Origin of the sequence: Deinococcus psychrotolerans, assembly GCF_003860465.1 — a bacterium.
In the GTDB taxonomy this organism is placed as follows: Bacteria; Deinococcota; Deinococci; order Deinococcales; family Deinococcaceae; genus Deinococcus; species Deinococcus psychrotolerans.
Window position 1 is genome coordinate 2,422,617 of record NZ_CP034183.1, and the last position, 14,807, is coordinate 2,437,423.

The window sequence follows — 14,807 nt, forward strand, 5'->3', positions numbered from 1 at the left end:
CTCAGCTTTGATACAACTCTTTTACCGTGAACTGGCGTGAGATGCTCTCCATGCTGCGTCCTCACCTGCCTGCTCAGCGCGGAGCGGGCGGGGTGCGCGGTTCGCTGCGCTGGCTGGAAGAAGCCATGCGGGCAAGCGGAGCGAATCCAGCGGCGGTTCGCAACATCATTTACAAGGATGTGGGCCTGCCTGCCGACATGCAGGCGCTTTACGCCATTCTCAGCAGGCTGTACGCCGAGGCGGGCCTGAGCGCTCCGCCGCTGCAACTTCCCGCCAGCGTGCCCACCGACCTCGAACTTTTGGGCCGCAGCAAAAAGCGGGCTTACCGCACTTTCCTGAGCGGCATTTTGGCGGGCCGCACGCCGAGGCTGATGGTGGCAGGCAAAGCGGGCGTCGGCAAAACCTTGCTGATCGAGCATCTGGAGCGCGAGTTGTCGCGGCAAGTTCCGGCGCTGCGCCTGACCCGTTTGCTGCTGGGCGAGGACATCAGCGCCGCGCTCGGGAGTGGGGACGGGAGCCATCCGAACTTGCCGTTTGCCCTGCAAGCCGAGCAGCAAGCGCGGGCCGCTCAGCAGTTCTTGCAGGGGTGCGTGGTGGGTGGGCGCGGCGCTTTACTGATTCGGGTCAGCGGGGGCGGTTCGTTGGGGGGCTGCCAGTTTGGGGGCATGCCGCTGAGAGGCCGCGACGCCGAGCCGGTCAGCAGCGCGGCGTGGGCCGCTGAACACCTGCTGCGCCGCGCTCCTGAGGGGCTGGCGGTCTTGCTGGCGCTTGAGGAGGCCAGCGACCTGCCGCCCGATCTGCGGGCCGAGGTGATTCATTTGGCTCAGCCCAGCTCCGTCGAAGCCCGCCGCTACCTGATGAGCACCCTCAGCGTAGACGCGGCGCGGGCAGACGAGCTGGTGCGCCAAACTGGACGGCACCTCGACCGCTTGACGCTGCTGGTGAGTGCCAAGCGTGGGCAGCCAGTGGCGGCCAAATTGCTGGCCGATCCGCAGGCCGCCCGCTTGCTGGCCGCTTTGCAAGTGGCGCAAGGCCCGGTGGGCGTCAGCGCCCCGCGCCCCATTCTGGAAGCGGCGCTGGGTCAGGCGCTGGAGAGCCTGCCTCCCTATCTGCGGGCGCTCCTCGATGAAGTCAACCCCGCCGAGCCGCGCCCCATCTCGCCCAGCTTGCTCACTGAGATTAGCGCCCAGCAAGACCCCACCGTGTTGCGCCAAACCTGGCAACGCCTCGCCTCCGCTGCCCGTCTGCGCCCCGAGTGGGCCGAGTGGGAGCTGCGGGCGCTGACCGAGCTGCGCGACTGGCCCGCGCTGAGGGCTTGGTTTGAAAGTCATCCCGACTCGGCGGCCCTGGCCGCGCCGCTGTGGAGCCGCGTTCGGCAGTCGGCTCCGCCACCAGTCCGGCAAGCGGTGGCCCGCTGGGTAGTGACCCATCACGCCACGCTGGGCCGCTACGACCACCCGCAGGCCCGCGACGCCCTGTTTACTTTGCTGGAAGCAGAGGAAAGCGGGCCGCGCCTGTGGGCCAGAATCAAGCTGGCCGAGAGCAGTCTGGACGCGGGCCAGTTTGAAGCCGCCGCTGCCCAGCTTGCTCACCCCGAGGTGCGGGCCGCGCTAGACCGGCCCGGCCCAGTGGACGCGTGGCACGCCGAAGCGCAGGCCGACGCGCTGCTGGTGGAAGCCGCCCTCAAGCGCTGGCAAGGCGACCTCAGCGCCGCCACCGCTTTTGTGGAGGATCCCCGCACCGACTCCAGCGGAGCGCGGGCGACGCTGTGGCGCGGGCTGATTGCCAAGGACGCCGGACGCTGGGCCGACGCCCTGAGCCTTTTGATGAGCGTGCCGCCGACTTCGCCGCTGCTGTTTGCCCGCGCCCGCGCTCAGGAAGGCGACCTGCGCCTGCGGCTGGGTCAAGTGGCCGCCGCTCTGAGCGCCCTGAACGACGCCAGCGCCCGCCTGCAACTGGGCGGCGCGTCTCCCCAAGAACGCGCCCGCACCGAGGCCCGCGCCGCCACCGCCCTGCGGCGTAGCGGTCACGCTCTCGCGGCGCTGGAGCGCAGCCGAGCGGCGCAGGCACTCACAGCGCAGGTAGCCACGGCACAGCCGTCTACAGCAGTACAGCCGCCCGCTGACGAAGCCGACCCCGTCTTGCAGGCCCGCCTCGTCAGCGAGAGTATTCCGCTGCATTTGGCGCTGGGGCAGTGGCCGGAAGCACTGAGAGCGGCGGCGCGGGCGCTGGCGCTGCTGGCTGAACCCAATGCCCGGCAGGCCGAGGCCGCTTACCGCACCCGCCGCACCGAGTACCGAGCGGCGCTGATTTACTTGTCACGCGGGCTGGGGCTGCCGTATCTGCATCCGTTTCGTGGCCCCGGCGCGGAAGGGGACAACGCCGACCTGCGCCGCGCCCGCCAGATCTTAGACGCGCTCCTGAGTGCCGCCCACGGCCTCTCAGACCGCGAGCAGGTGTTGGCTTTTGACATGCGCCTTTCGCGGGTGCTGTGCGAGCCCGACGCGGCGGCGGCGCTGAACTTCGCCAAACTGGCCCTCGAGCTGACCGACCACCCTTACGCCGAGGCTCAGGCGCGGGCCACGCTGGCCGAAGCGCTGCTGCGCGGTGAGCAGATCGGTGCGGCGCTGGGCGAAATCAACCGCGCCCACGCGCTGCTGCGCCGCGTCGCGCCCTCCGGCACGGCGGACACAGATCCGGGCCTGCACGCTCAGCTGCTGACCTTGGAAGCCCGCGCAGGCTTGCTGGAAGGCCCAGCCGGAGCCCGAACGGCCCTGACTTGGTTGCAAGATGCCCTCACCGAAGCCCACCTCGCTCCCTTCCGGGCAGGCGTCTGGCGTGAAGTGGGCCGCCTCTTGGAAGGCGTGGTGGGCGGTGAAGCGCTGGCGCTCCGGCTCTGGCCCCAGCTTGGCCTGCCACAATTTGATTTGGGTGTGTGGCGCTTGGCCGACGCCCTACCGCTGGCGCTGGCTCCTGAGCCCAAAGCCGATCCGCTAGACTCAGCGCCATGAACTTGTTGCGCCCCGTGATGGGCATGTTGGGGCTGGCGGTCGGCTTCGGGCTTTACGCGGCGGCGGGCCGCTACGGCGATCCTGTCGCCAGCATTTTGATCGGCCTGATGTTCGTAGCGCTGGGCGGCCTGGCCATTTGGTACGCCAAGGGCGAGCGCTGGATTCAGGTGCTGGGCGCGGTGCTGGCCATCTACGGCGTGCTGAGGATGACGCTGCTGCATTAACGCCTTCCAGACAACTCACCACGCTCTCCTGACAAGCGCGGCGTAAACTGGCAGGCATGATCGAGACCATTCGTGAACTGGCCAAGAAGACCGACGAAAAGATTTTGATGGTGGTGCTGGACGGCATTGGCGGCTTGCCGATGGACTTGGACGGCGACACCGAGTTGGCCGCCGCCAAAACCCCCAACATGGACGCGCTGGCGCGTGAGTCGCAGCTCGGCCAAGTCGAACTCGTTGCTGCGGGCATCACCCCCGGCTCCGGCCCAGGCCACCTGAGCCTATTCGGCTACGATCCCCTCAAGTTCGTGGTGGGGCGCGGAGCGCTCAGCGCGGTGGGCATCGGCGTCAAGCTGAGTGCCGGTGACGTGGCGGTGCGCGGCAACTTCGCCACCTTGGAGGGCGACCGGATCATCAAAGACCGCCGCGCCGGACGCCCCAGCGACGAGAAGAACGCCGAAATTGTCACCAAACTCAGGGGTGTCATTCAGAACATTGACGGCATTCCGGTGGAGATCTATACCGAGAGTGAGCACCGTTTCGTGGTGGTCTTCCGCGCTCAGGGCACGCCGCTGGGCGCGAACCTCAGCGACGTCGATCCGCAGGATACCGGTGTGCAGCCGATGAGCGCCGTGGCCCACGACGACGCCAGCCAGACGACGGCGGCGCTGGTCAACAGCTTTGTGACGCAGGCCGAAGCCGCCCTCAAGGACGAGACGCAGGTCAATGGGGTGCTGTTCCGGGGCTATTCGGACGTGCCGCACTTTCCCAGCTTCGACGACATTTACAAGCTGAGGGCCGCCTGCATCGCTTCTTACCCAATGTACAAGGGGCTGGCCTCGCTGGTCGGTATGGACGTGCTGGAAGTCAAGGGCGAAGAAGACGCGCTAAGCGGTAAAGTCGAAGCGCTTAAGGCCGCCTGGGGCGAGTACGATTTCTTTTACTTTCACATCAAAAAGACCGACTCGACTGGTGAAGACGGCGACTTCAAAGCCAAAGTCAAAAAGATCGAGTTGTTCGACGCGCTCTTGCCCGATCTGCTGGCGCTGGAGCCGGATGTAATTTGCATCGTGGGCGATCACAGCACGCCCAGCAAGTTGGCGACCCACTCGTGGCATCCGGTGCCGTTGCTGATCCGCAGCAAATACGGGCGCAAAGACTTGGCCCAGCGCTACACCGAAGACGAATCGCTCAGGGGCAGCTTGGCCCTGCGCAAAGGCACCGACATCATGCCCCTCTTGATGGCCAACGCACTGAAGTTGCAGAAGTACGGAGCCTAAAAAACAGATGGAGAGCTGAGGTTTTGGCTTCTCTTTGACGGCGACTGGCATCAGTTTTCACAACGGGTGAGTGGGCGGCTCGGCTGCTCCAAACTCCGCCTCAGCCGCTCTGGTTGATCTGCCCTAACCCAACTGCGCCGCAAAGTCTCAGGCTGTTGCTGGGAAGTCGAAGTCAGGCCGCCAATGCGCGACACCGTGCAGGGCAAGCACGCCTTAAACTAAAACCATGCCTGAAGTGACGGTTCAAATGTTCGGCCTCAAGAAGTCGGCGGCCACCCGCGCCGCCGAGCGCTTCTTCAAGGAGCGGCGTATCAAGGTGCACTTCGTGGATCTGGCCACCAAGCCGATCAGCAAAGGCGAGTTGGCCCGCTTTCAGCAAAAATTCGGCTCCGATGGAGTCCTGGACAAAGAAAGTAAAGCCTATGAGGATTCCGGCCTGCCTTATCTGCGCCTCTCTGAAGAAAGCTTTCTCTCCAAACTGGCCGAATTTCCCGCCGCACTCAACTTGCCTCTGGTACGCGGTGGCAAGGTGCTGTCGGTGGGCGAAGACAAAGAGAGCTGGGTCAAAATGGTGGAGGGGAGCTGAGCGGTTTGGATCAGCTCTCCTTGACTGCTCAGGCCTCGATGTCTGCTCTGCCCAGTGGCAAGCCCGCTTCGCCGCTGGATAGGGGCCTGACCAGCAAAGTTTGCACCACGCCGATGCGGCCCGCCGTGAACGACTGAGCGCTGCCGGCCATATACAAGCGCCAGATGCGGTACGTCACTTCGTCGGCGAGGCCACGCGCCAAAATCTCGGCGTGGTGGTCTTCGAGCCGCGTCACCCACTGGCGCAGGGTCAGGGCGTAGTGTTCGCGCATGTTTTCGGCGTCGCGGATTTCAAAACCGGCTTGCTCGGCCCGCAAATTGACTTCGCTCAGCCGCCGCAGTTCGCCGTCGGGGAACACGTAGTTTTGCAAAAAGGAGTGGGCGTTGAGATAGCGCTCGACCGTTCCAAAGCCCCAGTGAATAAAGTTGGGGGCAATTTCTTTGACGATGCCGTGATTGAGTAGCAAGCCGCCGGGCCGGAGCAGCTTGTAGATCTGGGCGAAATACTTCGGCATCTTGGCCCGCCCGACATGCTCGAACATGCCGATGCTGGCGACTTTGTCGTAGCGCGTGGAGGCGGATAAATCGCGGTAGTCGCGAATCTCGATCTTGACTTTATCGCCCACGCCCGCTGCCTCCGCCCGCTCCCGCGCCACCTCGGCCTGCGATGGACTCAGCGTAATCCCCGTGACCGTGACGCCGTAGTGCTGCGCGGCGTAAATAGCCAGCCCGCCCCAGCCGCAACCGATGTCGAGTAGGCGCTCGCCGGGTTGAAGACGCAGCTTTTTGCAGATGCGGTCAAGTTTGGTGGTCTGGGCCTCCTCTAACGTGTCGTGTTCGGTTTTGAAGTAAGCGCAGGAATACACCATGCGCTCGTCGAGCCACAGCTTGTAAAAGGCGTTGCCGATGTCGTAGTGATAACGGATGGCGTGGGCGTCGCGTTCTTTGGAGTGGGTTTTGCTGGTGTCGTCAAAGTTCAGGTTCGGAGTGGGGCGCTTGGTGTCGGGCAAACTCAGCAGCGCCGCCGCCACCCGCGCCGCGACGGCGGGCCGCAGCAGTTGGTCGCCGATTTGTACGGCCTGTGCCAGCACGTGCTCCAAGCTGCCTTCCACATCGAAGTCACCGAAAATAAACGCTTCGCCCAGCGCCAAATCCGAAGGCGGCCACAGCATTCGCCTCAGCGAAGCCGGTGAAGTCAGCGTCACTGTCGCGGGCGTGCTTCCGGATGGGCCTTCCTGGCTGCCGTCCCAGTAGCGCACGTGGAAGCTGCGCCGACTTGGCGGGCCGAACAACAAGTTCACGATCTGGCGCGAGGTGGCGAGGGCCTGCTGGGGAAACGGACTCACTGAAGCAAGTGGTAAAGACAAAGTCGGGACTCCTTTTGGCGCAAGTAAATGCTCGCCTTGCTCAATAGGCCGCCGAATGTCCCCCTCCAAAACTTCAGCCGTCAGAAGGCGTTTAACGTTTAGATGATAGTGGCCAGCCTGCTGGAGTGGTGAAATTTAGGAGACACCATAAAGAATTCAGCAACCTTAGAGGCCCGTAGATGAGCATTGCTTCTTGCCCGTTGGTAGAGATCAACTTTGCCACGCTGCATTCAAAGCTCTCGGTGCCGAACTCCCTGGCGAGCGAGTGAAGCCCGTTTCAAGAACCAAAAAAAGAGGGCCAGACTGACCCCCTTCATGGGTTTTTGATCCTGTTGTCTTGCCGCTTTACCTCACCGCGTAGTGATTCAAGATTGTCCGCACTTCGTTTTCGCTGAGGCTGGTTTGGTCGGTTTCCACCGCCACCAATACCCCGCCCTTATCCAGCAGTTCTGCCGAGAGCTGGGTGGGCTGAACAGCGGGCGTGCTGCTTTCGTCGTAAGTGTCGCCAAAAGGGCGCTTCCGACCTTCTTCGGCGCTGAGGCCGCTCTCGGCGCTGGCGTAAATGTCGCCGAACGCTTCGCTGGAGTGGCTCCCAGCGGCCTCTTGGTCAAGCAGCGTCAGCTTGGCGTCGCCCGCGCCCGCTTGTCGGAGGTCTTGCAGGGCGGCTTCGGCTTGGGCCAGATTTTCAAAAACGGCAGTGATTCGCATGGGAGAATGGCTCCTTAAAAAAGATTGAGGGAAGAAGGCGGAGAAAGAACTGAACCTGAGGTGCCTTCAAAAACGCGGAGTCGATTATAAGCGGAGCGGGGAAGCCGGACATTTATTAAAGTCACAGGGATCAAAATTGCAGGTACTAAAGACACAGGCCTGCGCTGCCGGCTCTCAGCGGACGGCATAATGCGTCTTCATGTCCACTGCCTCACCTGATGCACTTCCTCCCGTTTGGTTCAGCAAAAATATTAGCCCCACCTTGCAGCGCATTCGCCAAGTCAAGCGCTCAGGGCGCTACCGGGTGCTGGCCAGCCACACTTCACCGGACGCGGGCTATCTCGGCGCGGCGGATCACGGCTTTGTCGAGCCGCCGATGCCCAGCGCGGCGGCGTATTTGGACTACGTGTTGCAAACGGTGCAGAAACACAACATAGCCGCGCTGGTGGCGGGGCGTTACGCCGCACATTTGGCCCAGCACCGCGCTGAAATCGGGGCCGCCGGTTGCCACCTCATCGTGCCCAGCACCGACCCGGCCAGTTTTGAGCGGTGCGAAGACAAAGCCCACTTTTACCAGACCTTCGCTGAGCACATCCCCATGCCCGAAACGCGGCCCGTGCAAAATTGGCCACAGATGCTGGCGGCGGCCCGCGAACTCGAAGCCAAGTACGGCTCGGCCTGCATCAAACCCGCATGCGGCATCTTCGGAATCGGCTTTAGGATTTTGACCGAGGGTGACGACCTCAAATACTTTCTGAGCGGCAACCCGCTGCGCCTGAGCTACCCCGCTGCCGAGCTGCTGTTTAAGGATCAGGAACTGCCGGTGATGCTGGTGATGGAAACCCTACCCGGCTTTGAATACAGCATTGACGTCCTCGCTCGCGGCGGCGAGCTGCTGACCTGCGTAATTCGGCGCAAGCTCGTGGGGCTGGGCAACCTGCAAACCGCCGTGGAGCATCCGCAGATGCGCGAGTGGACGGCCCTCCTCTGCCGCGAACTTCAGATGGACGGCCTCTTTAATGCCCAGTTCCGTGAAGACAAACACGGCCAGCCCAAACTCCTGGAAGTCAACGCCCGTGCCAGCGGCGGCTTGCCGATCAGCGCGGCGCTCAGCGGCCTGGATTTGGGCCTGCTGGAAGTGGATTCACATTTTGGTGTACCGCTGGGCGACCTCACTTTTGCGGCGGGCAGGCGCGTCACCGAGAGCCAGGAGGTCATTGCGCTGCCTGCAAAAGTGCTGTGAGGTAAACTGTGATTTCATCTCTACTTTAACTCCAAGGCAGGAGGCTCAGCATGGAAAAGCGCCGTGAAAATCTCAAGCAGCTCGACACCGCCGCTGGCAAGGGCGTGACCTTCACCACGTACCAAAGTCCGGTGCAGCCGCACGACCTCTACGAAGCGCAGCACTTCTACGCCGCTGACCGCCTGGGAATGCGTCCCAACGTCCTCGAGATTAAGCTCGACGGCGGCGGAGCGCTGCTGCAACCCGGAGCTTTTCAGTTCAGCCGGGGCAATATCCGCATGAAGTCGCTGAGCGGAATGCAGAGTTCGCCGGGGATGGGCGGCGGCAATCAAGGTGGTGGCGGGCTGGGCGGCCTGCTCGGCGGGGTGGCGCGGATGGCGGCGGGGCGGGCGATGGGCGAGTCGTCGTCGCGCAACATCTTTCAGGGCAGCGGCGTGGTCTGGACAGAACCCACTTACAAGCACCTGATTATCGGTGAAAAAGATTCGCCGAACGACAACTACATCATCGACGACGGAGCTTTTTACTCGTGCGAAACCAGCATGGACATGTCGCCGCGCCTCATGCTGGATGCCCGCGCTTTTGGCGGCAGCGGCTTGGTGTCGCCGGAACTCAAGGGAACCGGCTACTTCGTTCTTGAGAGCCCGGTGCCGTTCGAGGAAATCGAAATCCACACCCTCAACAACGACGAAATGCGCATAGACGGCGACCTGATCTTGCTGTTTTCCAGCAGTTTGCAGTTCAATATCGAAAAGTTCGACCGGGGCTGGTTCAGCACGTACCGCAGCGGCGAGGGCATGATCTATAGCCTGACCGGCAGCGGCGTGGTGTGGCTGACCCCCACCGCACAGGCCGCCCGCAAACAAATTACCGTGCCGCTGGGGGACAGCAGCAAAAGCTAATTTAAGGACGTTTCTACTTGCTAGCCTGCGTGGCCACGCCCGTCACCAGCGCCTCGCGGATGCCGCGTGCGATGCCCAGCGCCACCCGCTCGAGGTAGTTGTCGTCTTCCAAGTTGCTGCCGTCGACCGGATGGCCCACGAAGCCGATTTCGACCAAAGCGGCGGGCACCCGCGAGCCGCGCAGCACCGCCAGCGAGCGCGAGCTTTTCAGCCCCTGGTTATAAGCTCCAGTGGTTTGAATGATGTTGGCTTGCAGCAATCCGGCAAAAGCGGAACTGGCGGCGTTGTTGTTGTTCCACCAGGTTTCGATGCCGTAGCCCCTGAGCACATTGACCGGCTCCATGCTGTTGGCGTGAATGCTGACATAGAGCTGAGCGCCGTTGTAGCCCAGCGCGGCGCGGGCATTGAGGTCGGTGTTTTTGTCGTTGGAAATGGCGCTGTCGTTTTCGCGGCTCATGATGACATTGATGCCCGCCGACTGAAGGTAGCGCCGCACCCGCAGGGCCACGTCCAGCACCACCATTTTCTCGGTCACCAGGCCCACCGCGCCGGGGTCGCGCCCACCGTGCCCGGCGTCAATGACGACGCTGGGCAGCGCCAAGGCCGTTCCGTTGAAGGTCAGCGCGGATGAGCGCACGGGCGGCGCGGCGGCCAGCACTTTCTCGGCAGGCAAAAGTGGGGTGGTGTTGGCAAAGGCGGGCGAAAAGTCGATCGCCAGCCGTGAGCGGTCTGAGCCGCTGGCGGGCGGCAGCAACACGCCGCGCCAGCCGCTGTGCAAAGTCAGCGGCGAGGATGAAAGCAAAAAGACGTTGCTGCGGCTGGCCGTGCTGGAACCCGCCACCGCCGGACTGTAGCGCCAGCCGCGCAGCTCGCTGCTGACGATGCCGGCACTGAGCGGATCTGCGCCGACGCCGACCAGGTCGATGCTCAGACCCAGCGCTCCCGGTGAGATTTGAAAACTGGTGCCGGGCGGCAAGTCGAGCACCACCCGCGTGACGCCGGGGTTTTTGCCGATGCGCGGGGCGGCCAAAATGGCTCCGGCCTGCGGGCTGCCGTTGGCTTTGCCGCGCGTGATGTTGGGATCGCCGTCAATGATGCCGGGTAGGCCCACAGCGGGCGCGGGCAAAGCGCCAGCCGCGTTGCCCAGCGAGTCGCCGGGCGGCAGTTGGCTGGCCGCGCTGGTTCCCGAACTTCCGGCGGGCGCGGCCGCGTCACTGGGCGAAAGGAGGCCCTGCGCGGGGTCGGCGAGGCCCACGGCTGAACTGAACGCGGAAGCGGTGGAAGCGGGTGAACTGGTCGCCGCGCCACGGCTTAAGCTGATTGGCGGTGCAGTGCTCAGGCTATTTTTGGGCGCAAGCGGGGTCAGCCCCACGCCGCCCGGACTCACCGCTTGCTCGCTGGGCGGGGGGGGATCGGTTTTCACCGTGCCGCGCAGACTGGCCGCCGCGCCGCCGCCGATGGCCGGGCCAAGTTCCAAAATCAGTACCCGCCCGCCGGAGGCGATGATGGCTTCACTGGCCCGCCACCCGCTTTTGGCGCTGAGCGAAAACGGTGTGGCGAGCCTGATCTGCACGCCGCTGGGCGAGGAGGCCACCCGGTATTCACCGACAGCGGCACCGAGTTGGGCGGTGACACTGGGCGCTGAGCGCACTTGCCGGAACTCGAGGCGTAGGCCGCTGAATTCTTGGGTCAGGCTGTAGACGACGCCGGTGGGCAGATCGTAGACCACTTTGGTTTGGCTGCCCTCGCTGTAGACGCGGGGCGAGCCGAGCGCGGGAAACTCGCTGGCGTTGGGGGCCGCTGCCGGCGCAAGTGGACTGAGACGGCTGGTGGAGGGGGGATTACTGGACGGGGTGGGGCTGACTGAGTTGCTGAGCGCTGAAGTGCTGGTTGGGGAAGTGCTGGTTTGCAGTGCGGGAGCCGTGAGCGGCATCAGTCCCGGCAAGCTCTGGGCAGGTGCGCCGCGCACAAACGGGTCGCTGGGCGCAGCAGTCTGGGCGGCAACCTGCTGAGTGAGGAGCGCTCCCAGCAACAAGCTTGCAGATGAAAGGATCTTGAAGGCGTCCCGCATGTCTGAGCCTTACTTTAAGACTCTGGGAGTGAGAAGCGCTCAGGCAAGTCTCATCCAAGGGTTAACTCGGCGTAATCAGGTGGCGGCACACCGGCCCAGGCCCTATCCTCAGGCCATGACCGAGCATCCCAACTGGCCCCACCTGATTGCCGACGAGCAGCAGCCCTGGCAAACGCTGAGCCGCACCGAACTCAGCGGCCCGCCGCGCCGCTTGGTGCGCGACGTGGTGCGCCTGCACGGCGGCGGGGAAGCCGAATATGTCTACCGGCCACGCGGCCCCCGCGCCGTATTCGTGTTTCCGGTTACGGCCTCGGGTCATGGCGTGCTGATCCGCGAGTACCGCTATCCACTGGGGGCCAGCATCTGTGCGGTGGTGGCGGGCGGAGTGGAGGAGGGCGAAGAATTGGGAAGCGCCGCTGCCCGCGAACTCAAAGAAGAAGCGGGCGGCGTGGCGAGCGAGTGGGTCGCTCTGCCGGGGTTTTATCCGCAGCCGAGCATCAGCGGGGCGGTGTTTTATCCGTTTTTGGCGTTTGGTGCTGAGTTGGGGAGCACCCAAAATGAAGACAGTGAACTGATCGAGCGCTTGGTCTTGCCGCTGCCTGAAATTTACGAACAATTGGAAGCGGGTCAGATTTTTGACGGCCCCAGCAGTTTGGTGTTGTTTCACGCCCGACGCGAACTGGAGCGGCGCGGGCTGCTGTGATGGCTGGGCCACCCGCCGACCTGACGCCGTTTGCGACGCTGGCGCAGCCGCACCGCACAGACGCCGTGATAGACGGCAGCGAGTTTCTGGCCTTTGCTGAGCGGGCCGACACGCCCGAACAAGCGCTGGCTCAGCTTGCCGCCCTCAAAGAGCGTTACCCCGACGCCACCCACCACTGCTGGGCTTACCAGATTGGCCCGCTTTACCGCTTCTCCGATGATGGCGAACCCAGCGGCACGGCGGGAATGCCGATGCTGAGGGCCATCCAGGGGCAGGGCCTCGATCACCTGATGGTGGTGGTGGTGCGCTATTACGGCGGCGTCAAACTCGGCACCGGCGGGCTGGCGCGGGCCTACGGCGGGGGCTGCGCCGAGTGCCTGCGAACTGCCGAGCGTTTTGAAGTTCGCCCCCGCCTGACGCGCCAAGTTTCGGTGCCCTACGAGTTTCTCAGCGCCCTGTATCACCTGTTGGTTCAGTTCGATACGGGACGCGGTGAGGAGAGCTACAGCGGCGCGGGCGTGAGCTTGCCGGTGCAGCTTTATCCTGAAGACGTGGAGGCGTTCGGGGCGGCTCTGCAAGACGCCACGCGGGGGAGCGGGACGCTGGAAGAAACGGCGGGAGGGGTCTAGACCGCCAGTCCACTCCTAATCTGTGCTGCCCGCGCCCACCAGTTCGGAAACTGGGCCTGTAAGTTTGTGGCGGCGGCTCTCGCCTGCGCCTCACTTCGGGCCAGTCCAAACACCGTGCTGCCCGAACCGCTCATCAGCAGGCTGTGGAGGCCGATTTGGGTGAGGGCGCTGAGCGCGGCGGCAATCGGCGAGTGACGAACCACCACCGCGTCTTGCAGAGCGTTGAAATACGGCACCATCTGGCCCGCTGCCAATGCGCCGAGCAGTGCGGGAGCGTCCAGCGGCGGGGTGTAAGCCCCCGTTTCGTCCAGCCACACATAAGCGTCGCGGGCGCTGACCGCCACACCGGGATTGAGCAGCACCAGCCAGCTCGGCGGGGCGTCGAGGGGGGTCAGGCGCTCCCCGATCCCCTCGGCCAACGCCGCGCCGCCCAGCAAAAAGAACGGCACGTCTGCGCCGAGTTGCTGGGCGAGGGTGTGTAGATTAACGCCCGCCGGATACAGCTGCGCCAGCGCCAGCAAGGTACTCGCCGCGTCGCTGCTGCCGCCGCCGAGGCCACTGGCCAGCGGCAATACTTTATGCAGCGTGAGCTGAGCGCCGCCTTTCACACCCGCCGCCCTGAAGTACAGCTCAGCCGCCCGGTACACCAGATTCCTACTGTCAGTCGGCAAGTCTGCGCCCAAGACTTTCAGTGTCAATTCAGGCGCGGGCCTGACCTCCAACTCGTCGCCCACCGACAGCGGCAGCATCACGCTGGAGATGTCGTGGTAACCGTCAGAGCGCAGGCCCAGCACCGAGAGGCCCAGATTGATTTTGGCGGGGGCAAAGACTTTGAGTGTTTCAGGCATGCTCGGCGTCCCAGAGTCGTGCCAGCGCTTTGGCCAAGATCAGGTCGCCGGGCGTGGTGACTTTAAAAAGTCGGGCGTCCCCCAAAATCAGCGCCACCGGCAAGCCCAGCCGCGCCACCAGCCCGGCGTCGTCGGTGGCCTGAATGCCGCTTTTCTCGGCGGCTCGGTGGGCTTCCAGCAGCAGCTCACGCCGAAAGCCCTGCGGCGTCTGCACCGCCCACAGGCCCTCCCGGGAAGTCAGTTGGCCCCACAAGTTCGGCCCAGCCTGACGCACCAGCGTGTCGGCGACCGGCAGCGCGGCGGTGGCGGCTCCGGTTTGGGCAGCGGCAGCTTTGACAGCCTCACCCACGCTCGGCGGCAAAAAGGGCCGCGCCGCGTCGTGGATCAGCACCACGTCGGCTTCACTGGCTTGCAGCAGCGCCAACACCGAGGCTTGGCGGGTCGCGCCTCCGGTGATGGCGCGGACGTCACCCGGCAAGTTCAAATCATGCAGGGCGTAACCGTCCGGTAGGGCCACCACCACCTCGTCAACAAGTGGTGCGAGGGCCGCCACGCTGCGGGCTAGCAGGCTCAGGCCGCCGACAGTGACAAATGCTTTTGGCCCCTGCCCCAAGCGGGTGCCCAGTCCGGCAGCGGGAATCAGGGCCGCGGTGCGCTGGGGAAGCGTCAAGCCTCGCCCCAGCGCTTAAAATCGCCCGCTTCCAGCCCAAACTGATCGAGCACCCGCGCCGTAACGAAATGCAGCAGTTCGTCCACCGTTTTGGGCGCGTGATAAAAGCCCGGGCTGGCGCTCATCAAGCTGGCTCCGGCGTCATGGGCCAGCAGCATGTTTTGCAACATCGGGCGCGGCAGCGGGTCTTCGCGGGTCACCAGCACCAGCGGGCGGCGCTCTTTGAGGGTCACGTGGGCGGCGCGGGAGAGCAGATTGTCGGCAAAGCCGTGGGCGATTTTGGCCAGCGTTCCGGCGCTGCACGGCACCACCAGCATGCCCGCCGTGCGGTAGGAGCCGCTGGCAATGCTGGCCCCCAGATCGCGGTCGTCGTGAACGGTGTGCACCAGTTCGGTCAGGTCGCTCAGTTGCGGCCCGCCTTCCATGCTCATCACCCGCTTGGCGCCGCTGGAAACCACCAGATGCGTTTCCACATCCAGGCTGCTCAGCGCCCTCAAAATGCTCAGGGCATACGGCATCCCGCTGCCTCCCGAAACGCCAACCACCAATCGCATGCGGCTCAGGCTAGC

14 protein-coding genes are annotated in these 14,807 nt (G+C 64.4%); 8 read left to right on the forward strand and 6 right to left on the reverse strand.

Annotated features, from left to right (window positions below; genetic code table 11):
• The first annotated feature begins 50 nt into the window (after window positions 1-50).
• The 4 genes from EHF33_RS11980 (at window position 51) to EHF33_RS11995 (ending at window position 5,098) form a co-directional block, all read left to right on the forward strand.
• On the forward strand, window positions 51-3,011 hold the full coding sequence (locus tag EHF33_RS11980) for a hypothetical protein (RefSeq protein WP_241191157.1): 2,961 nt from the start codon (window positions 51-53) through the stop codon (window positions 3,009-3,011).
• Entirely contained in the window at window positions 3,008-3,235 is a 228-nt protein-coding gene (locus EHF33_RS11985) for a hypothetical protein (protein WP_124871808.1), read from the forward strand. Before EHF33_RS11980 ends, EHF33_RS11985 begins: the two co-directional genes overlap by 4 nt.
• Before the next feature lie 56 nt (window positions 3,236-3,291).
• Complete coding sequence (locus EHF33_RS11990) at window positions 3,292-4,512, forward strand: 2,3-bisphosphoglycerate-independent phosphoglycerate mutase (protein ID WP_420889944.1); 1,221 nt, start codon at window positions 3,292-3,294, stop codon at window positions 4,510-4,512.
• Window positions 4,513-4,738: 226 nt separating this feature from the next.
• On the forward strand, window positions 4,739-5,098 hold the full coding sequence (locus tag EHF33_RS11995) for an ArsC/Spx/MgsR family protein (RefSeq protein WP_124871814.1): 360 nt from the start codon (window positions 4,739-4,741) through the stop codon (window positions 5,096-5,098).
• Window positions 5,099-5,126: 28 nt separating this feature from the next.
• Here EHF33_RS11995 and EHF33_RS12000 read toward each other — a convergent pair whose 3' ends face one another.
• On the reverse strand, window positions 5,127-6,464 hold the full coding sequence (locus EHF33_RS12000) for an SAM-dependent methyltransferase (protein WP_241191158.1): 1,338 nt from the start codon (window positions 6,462-6,464) through the stop codon (window positions 5,127-5,129).
• 345 nt (window positions 6,465-6,809) lie between these two features.
• Window positions 6,810-7,172 (reverse strand): hypothetical protein, encoded by a 363-nt coding sequence (locus EHF33_RS12005; protein WP_124871817.1) that lies wholly within the window; start codon window positions 7,170-7,172, stop codon window positions 6,810-6,812.
• A 199-nt stretch (window positions 7,173-7,371) separates the two neighbouring features.
• On the opposite strand from EHF33_RS12005, the gene EHF33_RS12010 reads away from it, so the two are divergent.
• Both EHF33_RS12010 and EHF33_RS12015 read left to right on the forward strand, forming a co-directional pair.
• On the forward strand, window positions 7,372-8,415 hold the full coding sequence (locus EHF33_RS12010) for an ATP-grasp domain-containing protein (RefSeq protein WP_124871820.1): 1,044 nt from the start codon (window positions 7,372-7,374) through the stop codon (window positions 8,413-8,415).
• 50 nt (window positions 8,416-8,465) lie between these two features.
• Entirely contained in the window at window positions 8,466-9,317 is an 852-nt protein-coding gene (locus EHF33_RS12015) for an AIM24 family protein (RefSeq protein ID WP_124871823.1), read from the forward strand.
• 13 nt (window positions 9,318-9,330) lie between these two features.
• Here EHF33_RS12015 and EHF33_RS12020 read toward each other — a convergent pair whose 3' ends face one another.
• The gene (locus EHF33_RS12020; RefSeq protein ID WP_124871826.1) at window positions 9,331-11,388 is read right to left on the reverse strand and encodes an N-acetylmuramoyl-L-alanine amidase family protein; all 2,058 of its coding nucleotides are present in this window, start codon (window positions 11,386-11,388) and stop codon (window positions 9,331-9,333) included.
• Window positions 11,389-11,503: 115 nt separating this feature from the next.
• Here EHF33_RS12020 and EHF33_RS12025 point away from each other — a divergent pair, with 115 nt between their 5' ends.
• Both EHF33_RS12025 and EHF33_RS12030 read left to right on the forward strand, forming a co-directional pair.
• Window positions 11,504-12,091, forward strand: coding sequence for an NUDIX domain-containing protein (locus EHF33_RS12025; protein ID WP_124871830.1), 588 nt, complete (start codon window positions 11,504-11,506; stop codon window positions 12,089-12,091).
• Window positions 12,091-12,720 (forward strand): IMPACT family protein, encoded by a 630-nt coding sequence (locus EHF33_RS12030; RefSeq protein ID WP_124871833.1) that lies wholly within the window; start codon window positions 12,091-12,093, stop codon window positions 12,718-12,720. Before EHF33_RS12025 ends, EHF33_RS12030 begins: the two co-directional genes overlap by 1 nt.
• Here EHF33_RS12030 and EHF33_RS12035 read toward each other — a convergent pair.
• The 3 genes from EHF33_RS12035 to EHF33_RS12045 are packed head-to-tail and all read right to left on the reverse strand — an operon-like array spanning window position 12,717 to window position 14,792.
• Window positions 12,717-13,568: a 4-(cytidine 5'-diphospho)-2-C-methyl-D-erythritol kinase gene (locus EHF33_RS12035; protein ID WP_124871837.1), complete on the reverse strand. Its 852-nt coding sequence runs from the start codon at window positions 13,566-13,568 to the stop codon at window positions 12,717-12,719. The genes EHF33_RS12030 and EHF33_RS12035 overlap by 4 nt on opposite strands.
• Entirely contained in the window at window positions 13,561-14,238 is a 678-nt protein-coding gene (gene ispD / locus EHF33_RS12040) for a 2-C-methyl-D-erythritol 4-phosphate cytidylyltransferase (protein ID WP_241191159.1), read from the reverse strand. The genes EHF33_RS12035 and ispD overlap by 8 nt, the downstream gene beginning before the upstream one ends.
• Window positions 14,235-14,792, reverse strand: coding sequence for a UbiX family flavin prenyltransferase (locus tag EHF33_RS12045; protein ID WP_124871843.1), 558 nt, complete (start codon window positions 14,790-14,792; stop codon window positions 14,235-14,237). Before EHF33_RS12045 ends, ispD begins: the two co-directional genes overlap by 4 nt.
• Window positions 14,793-14,807: the final 15 nt, after the last annotated feature.